This is a genomic window from Streptomyces sp. NPDC008317 (assembly GCF_042955955.1).
Lineage (GTDB): Bacteria > Actinomycetota > Actinomycetes > Streptomycetales > Streptomycetaceae > Actinacidiphila.
In genome coordinates this window covers 419,245-436,824 of record NZ_JBIBFQ010000008.1, presented here as the reverse complement: position 1 = coordinate 436,824, position 17,580 = coordinate 419,245, and the positions used below count along the sequence as shown (strand labels likewise).

Genomic DNA, 17,580 nt, shown 5'->3' with positions numbered 1-17,580 from the left:
GGTCTTCGGGCTCCGTTGGATCCGTGAGGGGGCACGTGAGGGGGCAGGGGTCAGAGACGTTCGACGACGGTGGCGACGCCCATGCCGCCGCCGACGCAGAGGGTGGCGAGCCCGTACCGCTGGTCGCGGCGCTCCAGTTCGTCGATGAGGGTGCCGAGGATCATCGCGCCGGTCGCGCCGAGCGGGTGGCCGAGCGCGATGGCGCCGCCGTTGACGTTGACCTTGTCGATGCTGACGCCCATGTCGGAGGCGAAGCGCAGCACGACGGCGGCGAACGCCTCGTTCATCTCGATCAGGTCGATGTCGTCGATGGTCAGCCCGGCCTTGGCGAGGGCCTTGCGGGAGGCGGGGGCGGGGCCGGTCAGCATGATGGTCGGCTCGGAGCCGGAGACGGCGGCCGAGACGATCCGGGCGCGGGGGGTGAGGCCGTAGCGCTCGCCGATCTCGCGGTTGCCGATGGCGACGAGCGCGGCGCCGTCCACGATGCCGGAGGAGTTGCCCGCGTGGTGGACGTGGTCGATGGCCTCGACCCAGTGGTACTTCTGGAGCGCGACGGCGTCGAAGCCGCCCAGGTCGCCGATGTCGGCGAAGGACGGCTTGAGCTTGGCGAGCGTCTCGGGGGTGGTGCCGGGGCGGATGAACTCGTCGTGGTCCAGGACGGTGAGGCCGTTGCGGTCCAGCACGGGCACGACGGAGCGGGCGAAGTAGCCCTGTTTCCACGCCTCCGCGGCGCGTTCCTGGGAGAGCGCGGCGAAGGAGTCCACGTCGTGCCTGGTCCAGCCGCCGAGGGTGGCGATCAGGTCGGCGCCGACGCCCTGCGGCACGAAGCCGGTCTCGTACGAGGTCATGGGGTCCATGGCCCAGGCGCCGCCATCCGAGCCCATCGCGACGCGCGACATGGACTCGACGCCGCCCGCGAGGATCAGGTCCTCCCAGCCGGAACGCACCTTGGCCGCCGCCAGGTTGACCGCTTCGAGCCCGGAGGCGCAGAAGCGGTTCTCCTGGACGCCCGCGACGGTGTCGGGCAGGCCCGCGGCGATGGCCGCGATCCGCGCGATGTCCGAGCCCTGGTCGCCGATCGGGCTGACGACGCCGAGCACGATGTCGTCGACGGCGGCCGGGTCCAGGGTCGGGAAGCGGCGCCGCAGTTCGTGGATGAGGCCGACGACGAGGTCGATCGGCTTGGTGCCGTGCAGGGATCCGTTCGCCTTTCCGCGCCCGCGCGGGGTGCGTACGGCGTCGTAGACGTAGGCCTCGGTGCTCAACGTCGTGCCTTTCTGGAGGGTGGGGCGGGGTGTCCTGGTCCGGCGCGGTGTCCGGGAGGTGCTGCCGTACGGGTCTCAGTCCAGCAGTGCGGGGGTGTCCCAGTCGCGGGCGACCTCCGCGGTGTGCGCGCCGGGCGGCGCGGGCGGCCGGCGCAGGGTGCCCGGTGTCGCGGACAGCCGCGGCGCGGGCGCGGGCTGCACGGTCCCGGCCGCCTCGGTGAAGGTGCCGCGGGCGGCCAGGTGCGGGTGGTGCGGGGCCTCACCCAACGAGAGTACGGGCGCCACGCACGCGTCCGTCCCGTCGAAGACGCGTGTCCACTCGTCGCGGGTACGGGTGCGGAAGCGGGCCGCGAGGGCGGCGCGCAGGTCGTGCCAGCGGCCGGGTTCCGTGCGCAGGGCCGCGTCCCGCGGCGCCAGTTCCAGCAGCCGGACGAATTCGTCGTAGAAGCGCTGTTCCAGGGCGCCGACCGCCATGTACCGGCCGTCGGAGGTCTCGTAGACGCCGTAGAAGGGGGTGCCGCCGTCCAGGAGGTTGGCGCCGCGCCTGTCCTGCCAGCGGCCGGTGGCGAGGATGGCGTGGATCATCGTGGTGAGGTGCGCGACGCCGTCGACGATCGCGGCGTCCACGACTTGTCCCTCGCCGTGCGCGCGGGCGTGGTGGAGGGCGGCGAGGACGCCGGTGACCAGGTAGAGGGAGCCGCCCGCGTAGTCGCCGAGGAGGTTGGCAGGCGCGACCGGCGGTCCGTCGGCCGGTCCCGTCATGCCGAGCGCGCCGGTCACGGCGAGGTAGGCGATGTCGTGGCCCGCGGTGTCGGCGAGCGGGCCGCTCTGGCCCCAGCCGGTCATCCGGCCGTAGACGAGCCGCGGATTGCGGGCCAGGCACGCGTCGGGGCCGACGCCCAGCCGCTCGGCGACGCCCGGCCGGTAGCCCTCGATGAGGATGTCGGCGCGCTCGGCCAGGTCGAGTACGGTCGCGGGTCCCCGGTCCGCCTTGAGGTCGACCAGCACCGAGCGCTTGTTGCGGTTGGTGAGGTCGTGCTCGGGCGCGACGCCGAGGCCCGCGCCGCCCGGCCGGTCCACCCGTACGACATCGGCGCCGAGGTCGGCGAGGAGCATCGCGGCGAACGGTCCCGGACCGATCCCGGCCAGTTCGACGACACGCACGCCCGCCAGCGGGCCGTCGGGCGCCGCGCCCCGGTTTGACAATTCTGATGTCACATCAATGATGCTAGGAACGTGTTCCAGTCTTGGCAAGAGCTGACTGAGCGCTCGCTCAGCCGGTTCACTCGCCTTCGGTCCCGCCTCCGGTCCCGCCTCCGGTCCCGCCGTCGGCGGTCGCCGTCGCGTGCGGCGTCACAGGTGGCAGTGGCCGCCGGAGCCGCGTCCGCTCTCCCGGGGCAGGTCGAGCGTGGGGTTGCGGTCGAAGAAGCCGGTCGGTCTCAGCGTGAAACCGCAGGTGTCCACCGGCATCACCGGCCAGTCCTCCAGGCGCGGCAGATGCGTCGGCCCGAAGGAGTGCCACAGCGTGAGGTCGGTGTCCTCCAGCGCCTCGCCCGGCCGCGACCACTGCCCGACACCGGCCCCGCCCCGGTGCTGGTTGGGGTAGTCACCGCGAAGTTGTCGAAGATGTTGGTGTGCTTCCACAGCAGCCCCGCGTCCTCCTCGTGGACGCAGATCGCGTTGCTCAGCGTCTCGGGGCGGCCGAGGTCGTCGGCCAGCACGGCGTCCACGTACGCGATCTCGCCGAGGCAGTCGCAGCCCAGGCGCAGCGCGTTGGCGTTGCGGCCGAGCAGGTACTCGCCCGCGTCCAGGTAGCAGACCCAGTTGCGGGCCGCGTCGGGCTCCGCGTACGGCACGGCCATCTCGGCGATCGAGGCGCGGTGCAGGACGAGCCGGTCGCGGTCGCCGTCGCGGTGGGTGATCCGGTGCAGCACCAGGCCCTCGCGGGCGTTGAAGTCCAGCCGCAGCCGCCAGTTCTGCCAGCTCAGCACCGGGCCTTCGAGCGTGAAGGACGGCCCCTCCGGCTGGCCGATCTCCAGCGGGCGCAGGTCGGTGCGGGCCGGTCCGTTGAACTCGGCCTCGTAGCGCCCGCATTGGGTGGGCGTGGGGACGGCGCCGGTGTCGATGAGGCGTACGACGCGCCGCTCGATCAGGTCGACCTCCGCGACCAGGCCGCCGACCGGGTGGGCGAACGGGTTGTCGCTCTCGTCGCAGCGCAGGAAGGTCAGCGAGCGCAGCATGCGGCGGCCGGTCTCGGAGGCGATGCCGAAGTTGCCCGCGGCCAGCGGCGCCGCGATCACCAGCGAGGTGTCGGTGACGCCGCGCTCGGCCATCGCCGCGCGCCAGGCGGGGTCGGCCTTGACGATCTCGTCGCAGGTCTCGTACTCCTCGAACAGCAGCGGTGGTTGGCCGTCGGCGGCCGGGTCCAGGTCGCGGTGGGCGAGCAGCAGGCGCGAGGTGACGTCGACCAGGGCCTCGGCGGCACGGCCGGTGGCGGAGTCGAGCAGCGTGACACGTACCCGGCGGGTGAAGGCGTCGCCGTCGCGGTGGGCGAGCGCGGCGTGCCGGTCGGGCTCGTCGGGCAGGACGAGCGGGAAGCGGGTGGCGTCGGACACCAGGCCCTCCGCCTCCAGTACGGCGCGGGCCGTGTCGATCTCGTCGGCGGTCAGCGGGTCGAGCGGATGCGGAGTGGTGGTGGCGGCCGACGCGGACATGGGGCCTCCTGACGGCGGAACAGGAACGCTGCGGGGACGGGGAGTTCGGGACATGGGTCCGGGAAAAACGGGCGACCCGCCGCACCCTGTGGGGTGTGGCGGGCCGTCGCGGTGAGACCTGGCGAGATGGTCAGGAGGACGCTTGCGCGGCGGCCTTCTCCAGTTGGAACGCCTCGTTGCCCTGGCCGATCCTGGCGTGCACCTCGGGCCGCTTGGCGCGCAGTATCAGACCGTAGACGAGTCCGATGGCGGCGGCCAGAGCGATGATGCCGGGCAGCAGCCAGCGCAGCCCGTGGCCGGGGTTGGCGCCCAGCAGCACCGAGAAGTCCTTCACCGAGTAGACGGCGATGGTCAGCAGCCCGAGAGCGGCGACGGCCGAGGTGACCAGCCGCCATGCCTGCACACCGGCGGCGCCGCGCTTGACGAAGAAGGCGATGACGGCGATGGCCGCGGTGGCCATCAGCAGCACGATGCCGAGCGCGCCGACGTTGCCCGCCCAGGTGAACATGCGCAGCACGGGGGCCGTCGGGTCCGGGCCGAACTTCGGGTCGAACTTCCCGTTGTCGGTGGCGGCGAAGGCCACGACGACGGCCAGCGCGACGATCGACTGGAGGAAGGAGCCGACGGCGGGGGCGCCGCTGGACTTCGAGGTACGGCCGACCGCCGAGGGCAGCAGACCGTCGCGGCCCATCGCGAACGCGTAGCGGGCGACGACGTTGTGGAAGCTCAGCATCGAGGCGAAGATGCCGGTGATGAAGAAGATGTTCAGGGTGTCGGTGAACGCGGTGCCCAGCCGGGCCTGGTTCAGCGAGAAGATCAGGTTCGGACCCTGCTCCTGTGCGGCGCCCACGACGTGGTCGGGGCCGGTGCCGACGGTGATCGCCCAGGCGCTGAAGGCGAAGAAGAGAGTGGCGAAGCCGATCGCGGTGAACATCACCTTGGACACGACGCGTTGGGCGTCGCTGGTCTCCTCGGCGTAGACCGGGGCCTGTTCGAAGCCGACGAAGCCGGCGATGGTGAAGCACAGGGCGGTGCCCAGACCCGCGCCGCTGAGCGTGCTGGGGTCGAAGGCGTGCACCGAGACGCCCTGCGGGCCGGGGTCGGACAGGAAGCTGATGTCGAAGACGACGGTCAGCAGCGTCTCGACCAGCAGCAGCACACCGAGCGTCTTCGCGTTCAGGTCGATCTTCAGCGCACCGAAGATCGCGGTGATCGCGACTCCGCCGAGCGCCGGGATCCACCAGGCCACGTTGTGGTTCCAGTGCTGGGCGATCTGGCTGGAGATCTCGTAGCCGAAGATCCCGTAGAGACCGACCTGCATGATGCTGTACGCGAACAGGGCGACGTACGAGGCGCAGGCGCCCATGGTGCCGCCCAGGCCCCTGGATATGTACGCGTACAGCGCGCCCGCGTTGTGCACATGGCGGCTCATCTCGGCGTAGCCGAAGCTGAAGAGGATCAGCACGAGGCCGACGATGACGAACAGCAGCGGCACCCCGACGACACCCATGGTGGCGAAGGTGGTCGGCACCACACCGGCCACCACCATCAGGGGCGCGGTCGCGGCGAGGACCGAGAGCAGGAGGGCCGGTGCGCCGATCCGGTCCGCGCGCAGTGCGCGTTGCTCGCCCTTGAACGTGCTGATCTCGCTTGTACTGCCCGTCAGCATGCTGCGGTGTCCTTCCGGTGGTCCGTGGTTCGGGTCTTACTGGATCGGTCTTCGAACATGGTTCTTCGTGCGTGGTTCCAACTGCGTGTCCTGCTGGGTGAGTACGACCGTGGGGGCCTAGGCGGAACCGAAGCCGAGCGCGTAGTTGCGCGCCGCGCGGAACGCCTTCTTCGGGTCGCGGTCGGGATACGACCACGGGGTGCGTGTCGCCTCCGACCCGATCCGGTTGAACAGGGCGGCGGCTTCCACCGTGTCGCCCGCGTGGAATTTGCCGTACGCAAGGTAGTTCAGGTCGAGCAGCAACCGCGAGTGGTCGTAGCCCTGCCATTCGAGCCACCAGTCGAAGGCCATGCGCACGCTCTGCCGGGCGCGCGGACTGACCCAGTACGGAAGGCCGTTGGGGACGTCGGGCAGGACGTCGGCCGACGCGAGCACCCGGTAGCGCTCCACCAGCGCGACCAACGGCAGTACGGCCAGCGGCGATCCGCGTCCCGCCTCGTCCGCGGCCCACTCGGCGAATTCGTACACCTCGTGGAACGGGTCCTCGCCGTCGGTCTTCTGACGCTCCGCCAGACACTGCGTCATCAGGTGGTGGGCGTGGTGGTGGCCGCGGTGCCGGCCGCGCGCCTGGTCGAAGGCGCGCACCTGCTCGTCGTCGGTGCCGGTGCGGCGGGCGAGCACCAGCAGGGCGAGCCACGGCGACGGATCGCGCGGGGTCATCCGGGCCGCGCGCAGGCAGAGTTCGCGCGCCGACTCGGCGCTCTGCTTGCCCGCGACCGCGCGGAAGACGGCCGCGAACGCGGCCAGCGCGGCGGCGTCCGTGCTCTCGGGCTCGGCGAGTTGCCACTCGCCCGCCCAGGCGGCGGCGCTCTTGCCCTCGCCGAGGACGACCAGCCGATGTCCTCGGCGGTCCCAGTTGTCCCCGGTACGGCTCAGCAGGTCACGGGTCTCCGCCCAGCGGCCGTGGGCCAGGGCAGCACGAGCCGCGACCAGCTCCTCGTCACCGAGAGCGGGGTCGAAAGCCACGTCGTCCTTGCCACGCGAGAAGCGGAAGGGTGGCGGCGGTGGGGTCATCCGCGGGCAGCCCTCCACGGCGTGCGTAACGTCATGTGATCACGCACAGCCAACCGGTCGGCACGGGGTGGCATCAAGCCCGGACCTGTTGTCTCGCTGTAGTCCCGTATGGTGACGGGGGTTTGGGACACGGATCGGGATGGATGCGCTGGTTCGGCTGCGCGATCGGCCGGACACCTGATATTCGAGAGGCCGATCAAGGTGTGTCGGCATCGCGCGGTGGGGACCAGGTGACATGGACGGCGGGAGCGTGAGCGGTGCGGACGCGGGGGAACGACAGAGTGCGGCAGCCTCCACCCACCCGCTCGCCTATGTACGGCGAAGACACGGGTGGAGCTACCAGGACCTGGCACGGGTCATAGCCGACAACGCGCGGATCCTCGGGGTGCCGATGGCGGCCCGCCGCGAGAAGGTCTGGCGCTGGGAGCACTGGGGGGTCGTGCCGGAGGCCGACAGCCAGCGCGCGCTGGCCCGCGCGCTCGGAATCCCCTCCAGGGAACTGGAGTTGAGGCCCTGGCCGCGCTGGCTCCCGGCGCACGGCGGCATGCCGGACGGGCTGCCGTGGACGGTCGAGGGCAGTTTCACCGCGCTCACCGCGCTGCTCGACAACGGCGCGAGCGACCCGCGCGGCTTCCCCATCGCGGACGAGCAGGCGCTGCTCGACGCCATCGCGGACTGGGACGCGGCGGGCGCGGAGGGCACGACGGGCGCCACCGGTTCCGCGGGCTCGGGCGGCGCGGCGGGCGCGATGGGTTCCATGGGTTCACGTGCCGTGGACAAGAAGGCGGGTTCGCCCTCGGCCGCGGCGGGACGCGGGTCGCCCTCGCCCGCGGCGGGACGCGGGTCGGCGTCGGCCGCCATGGCCGAGCGGTGGGACGAACCGGTGCCCGGCACCCGCTCGGGACGTGTGCCGCGACAGGCGAGCGCCGCGACCGCGTTCCGCGACGACGCCGTCGACAAAGCGGTGGCCGCGGCCGTCGTGGACGGCCCGGTGATCGACTGGCTCGAAGCCGGGGTGCTGGGGCTGCGCAAGCTCGACGACCGGCTCGGCGGCGCGGCCGTACGGCACCGGGTCGAGGCCGATCTGCGCATGGTGCGCGGCCTGTTGCACCGGGGGCAGCACGAACGGGCTCACGGGACACGGCTGTTGCGGGTCGCCGCCGACCTGGCGCAGCTCGGCGGCTGGGCGGCCACCGACACCGGCCGGCTCGGGGCGGCGCAGCGGCACTATCTGACCGGTCTGCGGCTCGCCCACAGCGCGGGTGACCGCCCGCTGGCCGTCGCGCTGTGGGGCGGCCTCGCGCTGCACGCGGTGATCGCGGGTCAGCCGCGGGACGCGGTGGCCGCGGCGGAGGCGGGGGTACGGGCGGCGGGCGGCACTCCCCCGGCCGTCCGGGCGCTGGCCGCCAGCAGGCTGAGCCGGGCGCACGCCGCGGTCGGCGCCGACGGTGCCTCACGGCGCGCGGTCTCCGAGGCGGAGCGCCAACTGGACCTGGCGGAGCGGGAGTCGGGTCCGTCGTGGCTCTACTGGTTCGACGCGGCCGAACTGGCCGCGCAGACCGGTCAGTCGCTGCTCGACCTGGGCCACGCGCACGAGGCCAGGCCCCTGTTGGAGCAGGCGCTGGCGATGCAGGACGCCTCGTACGTACGCGACCGCTGCCTGTACTCGGCGCGCGCCGCCACCGCCCGCGCCCTAACCGGTGACCTGGAGGGCGCGCGCACGCTGGGCCGCGAGGCGGCCCGGCTGTCCCGGCACTGCGGCTCCCCGCGCATCGCGGACACGCTGGACGCGCTGAAGGTCCGGCTCGACGCCACGAGGTGACCTCTTCCCCCGGTGCGCGGTCCCGCCTTCGCGGACCGCGCACCGGGGCCGAACGTGCGGGCTGCTCCGGGGGACGGTGCCGCGGGCCGGTGCTCCCGGCACTCCCGGCGCTCACGGCCGGTGCGCAACGCCACCACGGATTGGCCGAGAAGCCTACGGGAGGCGGTGCGAGACGCCGGTTCGGACCCCGGCCCGCGGGGGTGTACGTCATGGCGACCGGTCGTGACGTACAACCGGCCGCACAAGTACCCAACGATGACTGATTCGCGGACGCGGTCCCGTCCGTACCGTCTTGACCTGCGAGAACACGGCGCCACTCGGCGCCGGACAACGTAGGGAGACACCAGCCATGAGCGACACCCTGTACCTGGTCCAGCGCTACATCGCCGCCTGGAACGAGACCGACCCGGCCGCCCGGCGCCGCCTGATCGACGAGGTCTTCGCCGCCGACGGCCGCTACACCGACCCGCTGGCCGACGTCACCGGGCGGGACGCCTTCGACGCGGTGGTCGGCGCCGTGCAGGCGCAGTTCCCCGGCTTCGTGTTCACCCTGGGCCCGGTCGACGCGCACCACCACATCGCCCGCTTCACGTGGGAGCTGGGCCCGGCGGGCGGCGAGTCGCTGGTGGTCGGCTTCGACGTGGCCGCGATCGGCGAGGACGGCCTGGTGCACAGCGTCCAGGGCTTCCTCGACAAGGTCCCGGCCGGCGCCTGAGCGCCGCTCCACGGGTACGGGCGGGGCCCGCGCAGGGCCCCGCCCGTACCCCGTACCCCGTACCCCGTCACCACCGAGCCGCACCCGTACCCCGTCATCGCCCCGGACATCCGTCCCCCTGCGACAGGAGTTCCGTCATGGCCTCGGCCACCACCGCCGCGTCCCCGCCCGCGAGCCGCGACGGCTCGCCGGTCAGCAAGCGGCCAGACCTCGGCCTGCTGCTCCTGCTGGCCGCGACCTTCATGATCGCGCTCGACATCTTCATCGTGAATGTGGCGATCCCCTCCGTCCAGAGCAACCTGCACGCGGGCACCGCGTCGATCCAGTGGGTGGTGGCGGGCTTCGGCCTGGCCGTGGCCACCGGGCTGATCACGGCGGGGCGGCTCGGTGACGTCTTCGGCCGCAGACGGATGTTCACCGTCGGGCTCGCGCTGTTCACCGCCACCTCGGCGGCGTGCGGATTCGCCCCCACCGCAGGGACGCTGGTGGCGGCGCGGGTCCTCCAGGGCCTGTCGGCCGCGCTGATGAGCCCGCAGGTGCTGTCGATCCTCCAGACCGCCTACACCGGCAAGGCGCAGGCCCGCGCCTTCAGCATGTACGGGCTGACGATGGGCGTCGGCGCGGTCTTCGGGCAGCTCATCGGCGGTCTGCTGATCAAGGCCGACGTGCTCGGCCTCGGCTGGCGGGCCTGCTTCCTGATCAACCTCCCGGTCGGGCTGCTCGCCCTGGCGCTGGTGCCGCGCGCCCTGGCCGAGTCGAGGGCGCCGCAACGGCCCCGGCTGGACCTCACCGGCGTGGCGCTGTCCACCGCCGCTGTCGTCGCGCTCGTGCTGCCGCTGATCCAGGGGCGTGCGGCGGGCTGGCCGCTGTGGACCTGGCTATGCCTGGCCGCGTCCGCCGTGCTCGTCACCGTCTTCGTCCGCCACCAGGACCGGCTCGGCCGCCGCGGCGGCGACCCGGTGTTGAACACGGACCTGTTCCGGCAGCGCGGTTTCGGTCCCGGCTCCCTCGCGCAGTTCGTCTTCTGGAGCGGGCAGGGCTCGTTCTTCCTGATCCTCGCCCTGTACCTCCAGGCGGGCCGCGGCCTGAACGCCCTGCACTCGGGCACGGTCTTCCTGGCGATCGGCGGCGGCTACCTGCTGACCTCGACGAACGCGCACCGCATCGCGGCCAGGCTCGGCGGCCGTACGGTCCCGGCCGGAGCGCTGGCGATGGCCGCGGGGCTCGGTCTGCTGTGGGAGGCGGCGCACCGCTCCGGGACCACCGGCAGCCTGTGGGAGCTGGTGCCGGGGCTCGTCATGGACGGCGTCGGGATGGGCATGGTGATCGCCCCGCTCACCCACGACGCGCTGGCCACCGTCCCGCCCCGGCTCGTCGGCTCGGCCTCCGGCGTGGTGGCCACCACGCAGCAGATCGGCGGCGCGCTCGGCATCGCCCTGATCGGCATCATCTTCTACGGCGCGGTCGGCGACGGCGCGCCCGGCGGTTACCCGCACGCCTTCCGGATGGGGCTGGTGTTCCTGCTCGGCCTCGAACTGGCGCTGGCGGTCCTGAGCTTCGCCGTCCGGCGGCGCGAGGCGGCTCGGTGAGCCGAGCCCTCGGGCGGCACGGGTAAGGGGCGACCACCTGGGTGGTCGCCCCTTACCCGTCGTCAGATCGACATGTCGTCAGATCCGGCGGAGCCGCACCACGGGAATGTCCCGGTCGGTCTTCTCCTGGTAGTCGGCGTACGGCGCGTACACATCGAGCAGGTGCGGCCACACCCGGGCCTTGTCCTGCGGCGACAGCGTCTCGGCGCGGGCGGCGAAGCGCTCGCCGAGCACCCGCAGGTGGACCTCGGGGTTGTCGCGGACGCTCAGGTACCACAGGGGGTGCTCGGGGGCGCCGCCCTTGGAGGCGACGATCAGGTAGTCGTCGCCGTCCCGGCCGTAGATCAGTACGGTACGCAGCCACGCGCCGCTGCGACGGCCCTGGTAGTCGAGGAGCAGGCAGGGCGAGCCGTTGAGGTCGGTGCCCTCGGCGCCGTTGGACTCCTCGTAGCGGCGGGCCTGGTCGGCCACCCACTTCTCGGGGCTGACCTTCACCGCGGCGGGGTCGTAAGACGTCATGCGTGTGTGCCTTCCAGAGGGTTCGAGTAGCACCCAGCGTAGGGCGGGCGCGCCGCAAACAGGGCGTACGGAGCGGTCACAGGCCCGGCGCGCCCCAGACGGGGAACCAGCGCGACAGGTCGTCCTCCAGCCGGAGGTCATTGGTGACCAGGGCTCTGACCTGGAGTTCCAGCGCGTTGTCCCGCTTCTCGCCGGGCAGCGGGGCGAAGGGGTAGAAGGAGCCGCGCTTGTAGAGGTAGACCAGCGCCACCGAGCGGCCCGCGGGGTCCTTGAAACCGAGCAGCGAGCAGAGCAGTTGCGGGCCGAAGCCGCGTTCCTCCAGGGCGGAGTTGATCGCGTGCAGATCGGTGACGAGGTCGGTCATCTCGGCGGGGTCCTTGCGGGCCAGCAGCCAGGTGTAGCCGTACGAGTCCTGGCTGGCCTCCGCGCCGACCAGGGCCCGCAGGTCCTGCTGGATCTCGGCGAAGGCGCCGCCCTCGACGGCCGCGAAGCAGACCGAGCCGAGGCCGGTGGGCCGCAGCTCGCTCGCCGCTTCGAGGGTGATGGCGGCCGAGGTGAGGCCGAAGAGCTGATCGAGGTCGGGCTTGACCGGCTTGCTGCGGCCGAGGATGACGTCCAGCAGACCCATCAGTGGCGGTCCAGTTCGAGAGTGATGCGGCTGAGCTGCTCCAGCCGCTGCTCAAGGGAGGGGTGGGTGGACAGCAGCTTCGAGAAGGCGGAGCCTCCGCCCTTCGCGCTCAGCGCGGGCGCGAAGTAGAAGGCGTTGAAGGGCTCCGCCTTGCGGAGGTCCTTGGTGGGGATCGCGCCGATCTGCCCGGTGACCTTGGTCAGTGCGGAGGCCAGCGAGGAGGGGCGGCCGGTGAGCAGCGCGGCGCTGCGGTCGGCGGACAGCTCGCGGTAGCGCGACAGCATCCGGGTGAGCAGGAAGCTGATGGCGTAGACGACCGCGCTGACCAGCGGGATCGCCACGGCGAGCACGGCGGTGCCGGGGTCGCGCGCCCGGCGGAAGCCGCCGTAGAGGCCGATCCGGGTGATGACACCGGCGAGGATGCCGAGGAAGGAGGCGATCGTCATGACCGCGACGTCCTTGTGGGCGACGTGGGACAACTCGTGGGCGATGACGCCCTCCAGCTCGTCCGGCTCCAGGCGGCGCAGCAGCCCGGTCGTGGCGCACACCGTGGTGTTCTTCTTGTTGCGACCGGTGGCGAACGCGTTCGGCACGTCGGAATCGGCGATGGCGACCTTGGGCTTGGGCATGTCGGCGAGCGCGCAGATGCGGTCCACGACGCCGTGCAGCTCCGGCGCCTGTTCGGGCGTGACCTCCTTGGCCCCCATGCTGAAGGCGGCGATGCGGTCGCTGAACCAGAACTGCGCGATGAAGAGAACTCCGGCGATCACGAGGATCAGCGGCCAGGATCCGCGCAGCAGCGCCAGCAGCGCGCCGACGAAGACGACATAGAGCAGACCGATCAGGAACATCGTGACCACCATGCGCGTGGTCAGCCCCCGGTCGGGCGCGAAGCGGTTGCGGTCCATGGCCCCTCCCGAGACATGCGGGGCGCGGACCACTGGCGGCGGTCCGTCGTACCTCGTTGTCGAGTGTGCACCTGTTCAACGACTACGACGAGCCCGTCGGTTCCGCTCAGGCCCTCACATCGAGCACCAATTTGCCGAAGGTTTGCCGGGCCCGCAGCTCCTCATGGGCCCTGACCGCCTCGGACAGCGGATATACCCCGCCGAGCCGGGGTACGAGGCGGCCCGCCGCGGTCATCTCCAGCAGCTCGGCCATCGGCTCGCGGTACATCCCCGGACGGCCGAGGCAGTGCGTCAGCCAGAAGCCGACGACCGCGCGGGAGCGGGCCATGAGCTGTGCGGCCTGGACCGGTGTCGGGGGCGTCCTGGAGGCCAGACCGTACGTGACGAGGCGGCCGAACGGCGCGAGCGCGGCGAGCGAGGCGTCGAAGACCGGGCCGCCGGTCATCTCCAGCACGATGTCGACCTTCTTGCCGCCGTTCGCCTCGACGAGACGGTCCTTCAGGTTCTCGGGGCCGGAGTCGACGGCGACGTCGGCGCCGAGTTCAAGCGCGAGGTCCCGCTTGTCCTCGGACGAGGCGGTGGCGATCACCCGGCCCGCGCCGAAGGTCTTGGCGAGCTGGACGGCGAGCGAGCCCGTACCGCCGGCCGCCGCGTGCACCACGACGCTCTCGCCCTCGGCCAGGCGTCCGGAGGTGCGCAGCAGGTGCCAGGCGGTGAGGCCCTGGACGACCAGGGCGAGCGCCTGCCCGTCGGTGACCTCGTCGGGCACGTCGTGGGCCAGGTACTCCTGGACGACGGCCTTCTGGGCGTAGCCGCCGTTGTCGGTGAGGGCGACGACCCGGCGGCCCTCCGCGGTGCGGCCGACCACCTCGGCGCCGGGGACCATCGGGAGCGTGGAGCGCGAGAGGTAGGAGTCCTCGACGGTGTGCGTGTCGGCGTAGTTGATCCCGGCGGAGTCGACGTCCACGAGGAGCTGGCCCGGGCCTGCCACGGGGTCGGGCAGCTCGGTCTCCCGCAGCACCTCGGGACCGCCGAATTCGGTGATCTGGATCGCGCGCACGTCGGCTCCTCAGCGTGGTGGGGCGCACCCTGCGGGTGCTTTCCTGGCGTCCGCCGGTGTGTCCCGGTGTCCGCTCCGCCGATATTACCGACTGGTTGGTATGTCGCACACCGCTTGGGCACACCGCTTGGGCACGCCGCAACGCGTTCCGTCGCGCACTCCACCACGGCACCGGCGCCCCCGCCGGTCCGCTCAGGCGGCGGGCACCGGCACGGGCGGCGGCGGGCCGACGTACCGCGCGGACGGCCGGATGATCTTGCTGTCCTCGGCCTGCTCCAGGATGTTGGCGCTCCAGCCGACGACGCGGGCGGCGGCGAAGGTGGGTGTGAACATCTCGCGCGGCAGCCCGCAGAGCTCCATCACGACGCCCGCGAAGAACTCGACGTTGATGTGCAGCTCGCGGCCGGGCTTCAGCTCGGCGAGCAGCGCCTCCGCGCGGGCCTCCACCTGCACCGCGAAATCCACCAGGTCGCCGCCGAAGCTCTGCGCGATGCCCTTGAGCATCCGCGAGCGCGGGTCCTCGGTGCGGTACACGGGGTGGCCGAAGCCCATGATCCGCTCGCCCGCACCGATGTGCTCCCGCAGCCAGCCGTCGATCCGGTCGGGCGTGCCGATCGCGTCGAGTGTGTCGAGCGCGCGGCTGGGCGCGCCGCCGTGCAGCGGCCCGGACAGCGCGCCGATCGCGCCCACCAGACAAGCGGCCAGGTCCGCCCCCGTCGAGGCGATCACGCGGGCGGTGAACGTCGAGGCGTTGAAGCCGTGGTCGACGGTCGAGATCAGATAGCGCTCGACGGCGCGGGCTCGTACGGGCTCCGGCTCCTCGCCGGTCAGCATGTAGAGGTAATTCGCCGCGTACGGCAGGTCGTCGCGCGGCTCGACCGGCTCCAGGCCCTGGGCGAGCCGGTGCAGCGCGGTGAGCAGGGTGGGCACCACCGCGCAGGCGGCCAGCGCGTCGGCGCGGCGGCGGTCGGGCGTGAGGTCGTACAGCGGGCGGAATCCGGCCGAGGCGCCGGTCAGCGACAGCGCGGTGCGCAGCCCCGCGAGCGGTCCCGACAGCGCGCTGGCGCGGGCGATGGCCGGGAGCGCGTCCGCCACGTCGGCGGGCAGGTGCCGCAGGGCGGCGGTCCGCGCGGTGAACGCGGCACGCTCGGCCGCGTCGGGCAGCGCGCCGTGGAACATCAGGTGCCAGACGTCCTCGAAGCCGCGGCTCTCGGCCAGCTCCACGGCGGAGTACTCGCGGTAGTGGTAGAAGCCTTCGAGCCCGCGGACGTCGCCGATGGATGTGTCGGTGACGATCACGCCCTTGAGACCGCGGGGTACGTCGATCGGGGCGTTCTGCTCGGTGGTCGGCATCGTGTCCTCCTTGGGTATTGACTCGACTCTCCATGATTGATTTAAACTCTGTCAATGTTGATTCAATCAATGTGAATGAGCTGAGCACTATGGATACGGTGAGGCCATGACGGATCAACCGGCGGACCGGATCAGCACCCGGGAGGCCGCCCGGCGGCTCGGCGTGAAGCCGGAGACGCTGTACGCGTATGTCAGCCGCGGCCTGCTCGCCAGCCGACGGGCCGAGGGCGGCAGGGGCAGCACCTTCGACCCGGACGAGGTCGAGGCCCTGGCCCGGCGCGCACGGCCCGCGGCGGCCGGTGCCGACGGGCCCTCGGACAGCGGGGGCGGCGGGGGCGGAAACGGCGCCTGGGTCCGTATCCGTACCGGCGTCACTTTGATCGAGGACGACGGCCTCTACTTCCGCGGGGTCGACGCGACCGGGCTGGCCACGGCGTACGGCTTCGAGGAGGTCGCCGAGTGGCTGTGGACCGGGGTGCTGCGGCGCGGGGTCCGCTTCACCGCGCCCGAGCCGCTGTTGAAGGCCGCCCGCAGCGCGGGCGACGCGCTGCCCCCGGGCTGCGGTCCGATGGACCGGTTGCGGGTCGCGGTCATCGCGGCGGCCACCGCGGATCCGCTGCGCTTCGACCTGTCGGAGGAGGCCGTGCTGGGCACGGCGCGCAGCCTGATCCCGACCCTGGTCGGCGCGCTGCCGCCGCTCGGCCGGCCGCGTTCGGGAGAGGGCGGGCTGGCCTGGCGGCTGTGGTCACGGCTGACCGAGCGGGCCGCCGACGAGGCGTCGCTGCGGGTGCTGGACGCGGCGCTCGCGCTGCTCGTCGACCACGACCTGGCCGCCTCGACGCTGGCCGCGCGGGTCGCCGCCTCGGCCCGCGCGCACCCCTACGCGGTGGTGTCCGCCGGACTCGGCGCGCTGGACGGGCCGCTGCACGGACAGGCCAGCGCCCTGGCCCACCGGACGCTCGCCGAGGTGCTGGAGCGCGGCGGCGCGGGTCCCGTCGTCGCCGAGCAACTGCGCGCCGGTCAGCGGATCCCCGGCCTCGGGCACCGCCTCTACCAGGGCGAGGACCCGCGCGCCCGGCTGCTCTTCCACCTGCTCGGGCAAGTGCCCGCCGCCTCCGACGCGCTGGCCGCGGCCCGCGACCTGGCGGCGACGGCCGCCCGCCACACCCCGCTGCACCCCAACGTCGACCTGGCCCTCGCGGTGCTCTCGGTCTCCGCCGCGATGCCCGCGGAGGCGGGCGAGACGGTCTTCTCCGTGGCGCGCACGGCGGGCTGGATCGCGCACGCCCTGGAGGAGTACCAGGAGCGCCCGCTGCGGATGCGCCCCAGCGGCACCTACCAGGGACCGCCGCCGCCCCAGCCGCTGCCGTGACGGCGCGCGGTCGCCTCTCACGGGCGGATGACCGCCGACGCCGCCCTCAGCGGAGACCCGGGCCTCGGCCGGAGGCTGGGCCGGGGCCGGAGTCCGGGCCGGGGCCGGGGCCGGAGTCCGGGCCGGGGCCGGGGCCGGGACCCGTCGTCAGACGCCGGTCAGACGGGGGATGCGGCCGACCAGTTCGGCCCACTCCGTGTCCTTCTGGCCCGGCACCATGCGGCCCGCCGACCGCCACTGGTCGGCGAGTTCCGCGAAGACCGGTGCATCCGTGCTCTGCAGAACCGTTCCGGCACGGGAATAGCGCCATGGCTGGTGACCGTCGCCCGCGCCGTCGGCGCCGTCGTCCTGCGGAATCCACTGCGTTGCTGCCATAACCCGACCAACGACTCCGACGGGTCGGACGCCACTGCACACCCCGCCCGCACCACTCGTATGAGTGAACTCTCCGGGGTCCGTGGCACCCGCGGCGACGGCAGGAATTTCCGGCGGGCGCCGCCCGTTGTGGGGGCATGAGCACTGTGGAGCTGACCAAGGAGAATTTCGACGAGGTCGTGTCGTCGCACGATTTCGTCCTCATCGACTTCTGGGCCGCCTGGTGCGGGCCGTGCCGGATGTTCGCACCGGTCTACGACAAGTCGTCCGAGAAGCACCAGGACCTGGTCTTCGCGAAGGTCGACACGGAGGCGCAGCCCGAGCTGGCCGCGGCCTTCCAGATCCAGTCGATCCCGACCCTGATGATCGTCCGTGACAAGGTCGCGGTCTTCGCGCAGCCGGGAGCGCTGCCCGAGCCCGCCCTGGAGGACGTCATCGCGCAGGCCCGCGCCCTCGACATGGACGAGGTGCGCAAGTCGGTCGAGGAGGCCCAGCAGAGCTCCTGACGGGCCCGCCC

The 17,580-nt window shown here is 72.6% G+C and carries 16 protein-coding genes and 1 pseudogene; 5 read left to right on the top strand and 12 right to left on the bottom strand.

The genetic code is table 11. The features are described from left to right. Window positions 1-50: 50 nt before the first annotated feature. From ACFY9V_RS26460 to ACFY9V_RS26435, 6 genes and pseudogenes are all read right to left on the bottom strand, one after another. Complete coding sequence (locus ACFY9V_RS26460) at window positions 51-1,265, bottom strand: acetyl-CoA C-acetyltransferase (RefSeq protein ID WP_355346683.1); 1,215 nt, start codon at window positions 1,263-1,265, stop codon at window positions 51-53. A 75-nt stretch (window positions 1,266-1,340) separates the two neighbouring features. Continuing rightward, the gene (locus ACFY9V_RS26455) at window positions 1,341-2,483 is read right to left on the bottom strand and encodes a CaiB/BaiF CoA-transferase family protein (protein WP_355346686.1); all 1,143 of its coding nucleotides are present in this window, start codon (window positions 2,481-2,483) and stop codon (window positions 1,341-1,343) included. A 135-nt stretch (window positions 2,484-2,618) separates the two neighbouring features. Next, on the bottom strand, window positions 2,619-2,909 hold the full coding sequence (locus tag ACFY9V_RS26450) for a hypothetical protein (protein WP_391163232.1): 291 nt from the start codon (window positions 2,907-2,909) through the stop codon (window positions 2,619-2,621). Window positions 2,910-2,945: 36 nt separating this feature from the next. Then, a pseudogene (locus ACFY9V_RS26445) lies at window positions 2,946-3,979 on the bottom strand (tyramine oxidase); the annotation flags it as partial. A gap of 130 nt (window positions 3,980-4,109) precedes the next feature. Further along, window positions 4,110-5,648, bottom strand: coding sequence for an APC family permease (locus ACFY9V_RS26440; protein ID WP_355346692.1), 1,539 nt, complete (start codon window positions 5,646-5,648; stop codon window positions 4,110-4,112). 117 nt (window positions 5,649-5,765) lie between these two features. Continuing rightward, window positions 5,766-6,722 (bottom strand): hypothetical protein, encoded by a 957-nt coding sequence (locus tag ACFY9V_RS26435; protein ID WP_355346695.1) that lies wholly within the window; start codon window positions 6,720-6,722, stop codon window positions 5,766-5,768. 235 nt (window positions 6,723-6,957) lie between these two features. Between ACFY9V_RS26435 and ACFY9V_RS26430 the strand changes: the two genes are divergently transcribed. The 3 genes from ACFY9V_RS26430 to ACFY9V_RS26420 all read left to right on the top strand — a co-directional run bounded on the left by ACFY9V_RS26430 (window position 6,958) and on the right by ACFY9V_RS26420 (window position 10,848). Further along, window positions 6,958-8,544, top strand: a complete 1,587-nt coding sequence (locus tag ACFY9V_RS26430) for a hypothetical protein (RefSeq protein ID WP_391163231.1) — start codon at window positions 6,958-6,960, stop codon at window positions 8,542-8,544. A gap of 349 nt (window positions 8,545-8,893) precedes the next feature. Beyond that, a complete protein-coding gene (locus tag ACFY9V_RS26425) occupies window positions 8,894-9,259 on the top strand; it encodes a nuclear transport factor 2 family protein (RefSeq protein WP_355346701.1) in 366 nt (121 codons plus the stop codon). A gap of 137 nt (window positions 9,260-9,396) precedes the next feature. Then, a complete protein-coding gene (locus ACFY9V_RS26420) occupies window positions 9,397-10,848 on the top strand; it encodes an MFS transporter (RefSeq protein ID WP_391163230.1) in 1,452 nt (483 codons plus the stop codon). Window positions 10,849-10,926: 78 nt separating this feature from the next. Here the strand turns inward: ACFY9V_RS26420 and ACFY9V_RS26415 are convergent, their stop codons facing one another. From ACFY9V_RS26415 to ACFY9V_RS26395, 5 genes are all read right to left on the bottom strand, one after another. Continuing rightward, a complete protein-coding gene (locus tag ACFY9V_RS26415; RefSeq protein ID WP_391163228.1) occupies window positions 10,927-11,367 on the bottom strand; it encodes a nitroreductase/quinone reductase family protein in 441 nt (146 codons plus the stop codon). 76 nt (window positions 11,368-11,443) lie between these two features. Then, on the bottom strand, window positions 11,444-11,995 hold the full coding sequence (locus ACFY9V_RS26410; protein WP_355346710.1) for a hypothetical protein: 552 nt from the start codon (window positions 11,993-11,995) through the stop codon (window positions 11,444-11,446). Beyond that, window positions 11,995-12,903, bottom strand: coding sequence for a zinc metalloprotease HtpX (gene htpX, locus ACFY9V_RS26405; protein WP_355346713.1), 909 nt, complete (start codon window positions 12,901-12,903; stop codon window positions 11,995-11,997). Before htpX ends, ACFY9V_RS26410 begins: the two co-directional genes overlap by 1 nt. A 106-nt stretch (window positions 12,904-13,009) precedes the next feature. Further along, a complete protein-coding gene (locus ACFY9V_RS26400; RefSeq protein ID WP_391045734.1) occupies window positions 13,010-13,963 on the bottom strand; it encodes a zinc-binding dehydrogenase in 954 nt (317 codons plus the stop codon). A gap of 192 nt (window positions 13,964-14,155) precedes the next feature. Further along, window positions 14,156-15,316 (bottom strand): citrate synthase, encoded by a 1,161-nt coding sequence (locus tag ACFY9V_RS26395; protein WP_391045736.1) that lies wholly within the window; start codon window positions 15,314-15,316, stop codon window positions 14,156-14,158. 106 nt (window positions 15,317-15,422) lie between these two features. On the opposite strand from ACFY9V_RS26395, the gene ACFY9V_RS26390 reads away from it, so the two are divergent. Beyond that, on the top strand, window positions 15,423-16,688 hold the full coding sequence (locus tag ACFY9V_RS26390; RefSeq protein WP_391163227.1) for a citrate/2-methylcitrate synthase: 1,266 nt from the start codon (window positions 15,423-15,425) through the stop codon (window positions 16,686-16,688). Window positions 16,689-16,835: 147 nt separating this feature from the next. Here ACFY9V_RS26390 and ACFY9V_RS26385 read toward each other — a convergent pair whose 3' ends face one another. Further along, window positions 16,836-17,063 (bottom strand): hypothetical protein, encoded by a 228-nt coding sequence (locus ACFY9V_RS26385; protein WP_391163226.1) that lies wholly within the window; start codon window positions 17,061-17,063, stop codon window positions 16,836-16,838. Window positions 17,064-17,200: 137 nt separating this feature from the next. Here ACFY9V_RS26385 and trxA point away from each other — a divergent pair, with 137 nt between their 5' ends. Beyond that, a complete protein-coding gene (gene trxA, locus ACFY9V_RS26380; RefSeq protein ID WP_355346728.1) occupies window positions 17,201-17,569 on the top strand; it encodes a thioredoxin in 369 nt (122 codons plus the stop codon). Window positions 17,570-17,580 lie beyond the last annotated feature (11 nt).

What these genes read in the sequence shown, in the direction of transcription:
- ACFY9V_RS26420 (WP_391163230.1), top strand. Translation starts at nt 9,397, where the DNA reads ATGGCCTCGGCCACCACCGCCGCGTCCCCGCCCGCGAGCCGCGACGGC.
- ACFY9V_RS26435 (WP_355346695.1), bottom strand. Translation starts at nt 6,722, where the DNA reads ATGACCCCACCGCCGCCACCCTTCCGCTTCTCGCGTGGCAAGGACGAC.
- ACFY9V_RS26440 (WP_355346692.1), bottom strand. Translation starts at nt 5,648, where the DNA reads ATGCTGACGGGCAGTACAAGCGAGATCAGCACGTTCAAGGGCGAGCAA.
- ACFY9V_RS26395 (WP_391045736.1), bottom strand. Translation starts at nt 15,316, where the DNA reads ATGCCGACCACCGAGCAGAACGCCCCGATCGACGTACCCCGCGGTCTC.
- ACFY9V_RS26415 (WP_391163228.1), bottom strand. Translation starts at nt 11,367, where the DNA reads ATGACGTCTTACGACCCCGCCGCGGTGAAGGTCAGCCCCGAGAAGTGG.
- ACFY9V_RS26410 (WP_355346710.1), bottom strand. Translation starts at nt 11,995, where the DNA reads ATGGGTCTGCTGGACGTCATCCTCGGCCGCAGCAAGCCGGTCAAGCCC.
- trxA (WP_355346728.1), top strand. Translation starts at nt 17,201, where the DNA reads ATGAGCACTGTGGAGCTGACCAAGGAGAATTTCGACGAGGTCGTGTCG.
- ACFY9V_RS26425 (WP_355346701.1), top strand. Translation starts at nt 8,894, where the DNA reads ATGAGCGACACCCTGTACCTGGTCCAGCGCTACATCGCCGCCTGGAAC.
- htpX (WP_355346713.1), bottom strand. Translation starts at nt 12,903, where the DNA reads ATGGACCGCAACCGCTTCGCGCCCGACCGGGGGCTGACCACGCGCATG.
- ACFY9V_RS26385 (WP_391163226.1), bottom strand. Translation starts at nt 17,063, where the DNA reads ATGGCAGCAACGCAGTGGATTCCGCAGGACGACGGCGCCGACGGCGCG.
- ACFY9V_RS26430 (WP_391163231.1), top strand. Translation starts at nt 6,958, where the DNA reads ATGGACGGCGGGAGCGTGAGCGGTGCGGACGCGGGGGAACGACAGAGT.
- ACFY9V_RS26390 (WP_391163227.1), top strand. Translation starts at nt 15,423, where the DNA reads ATGACGGATCAACCGGCGGACCGGATCAGCACCCGGGAGGCCGCCCGG.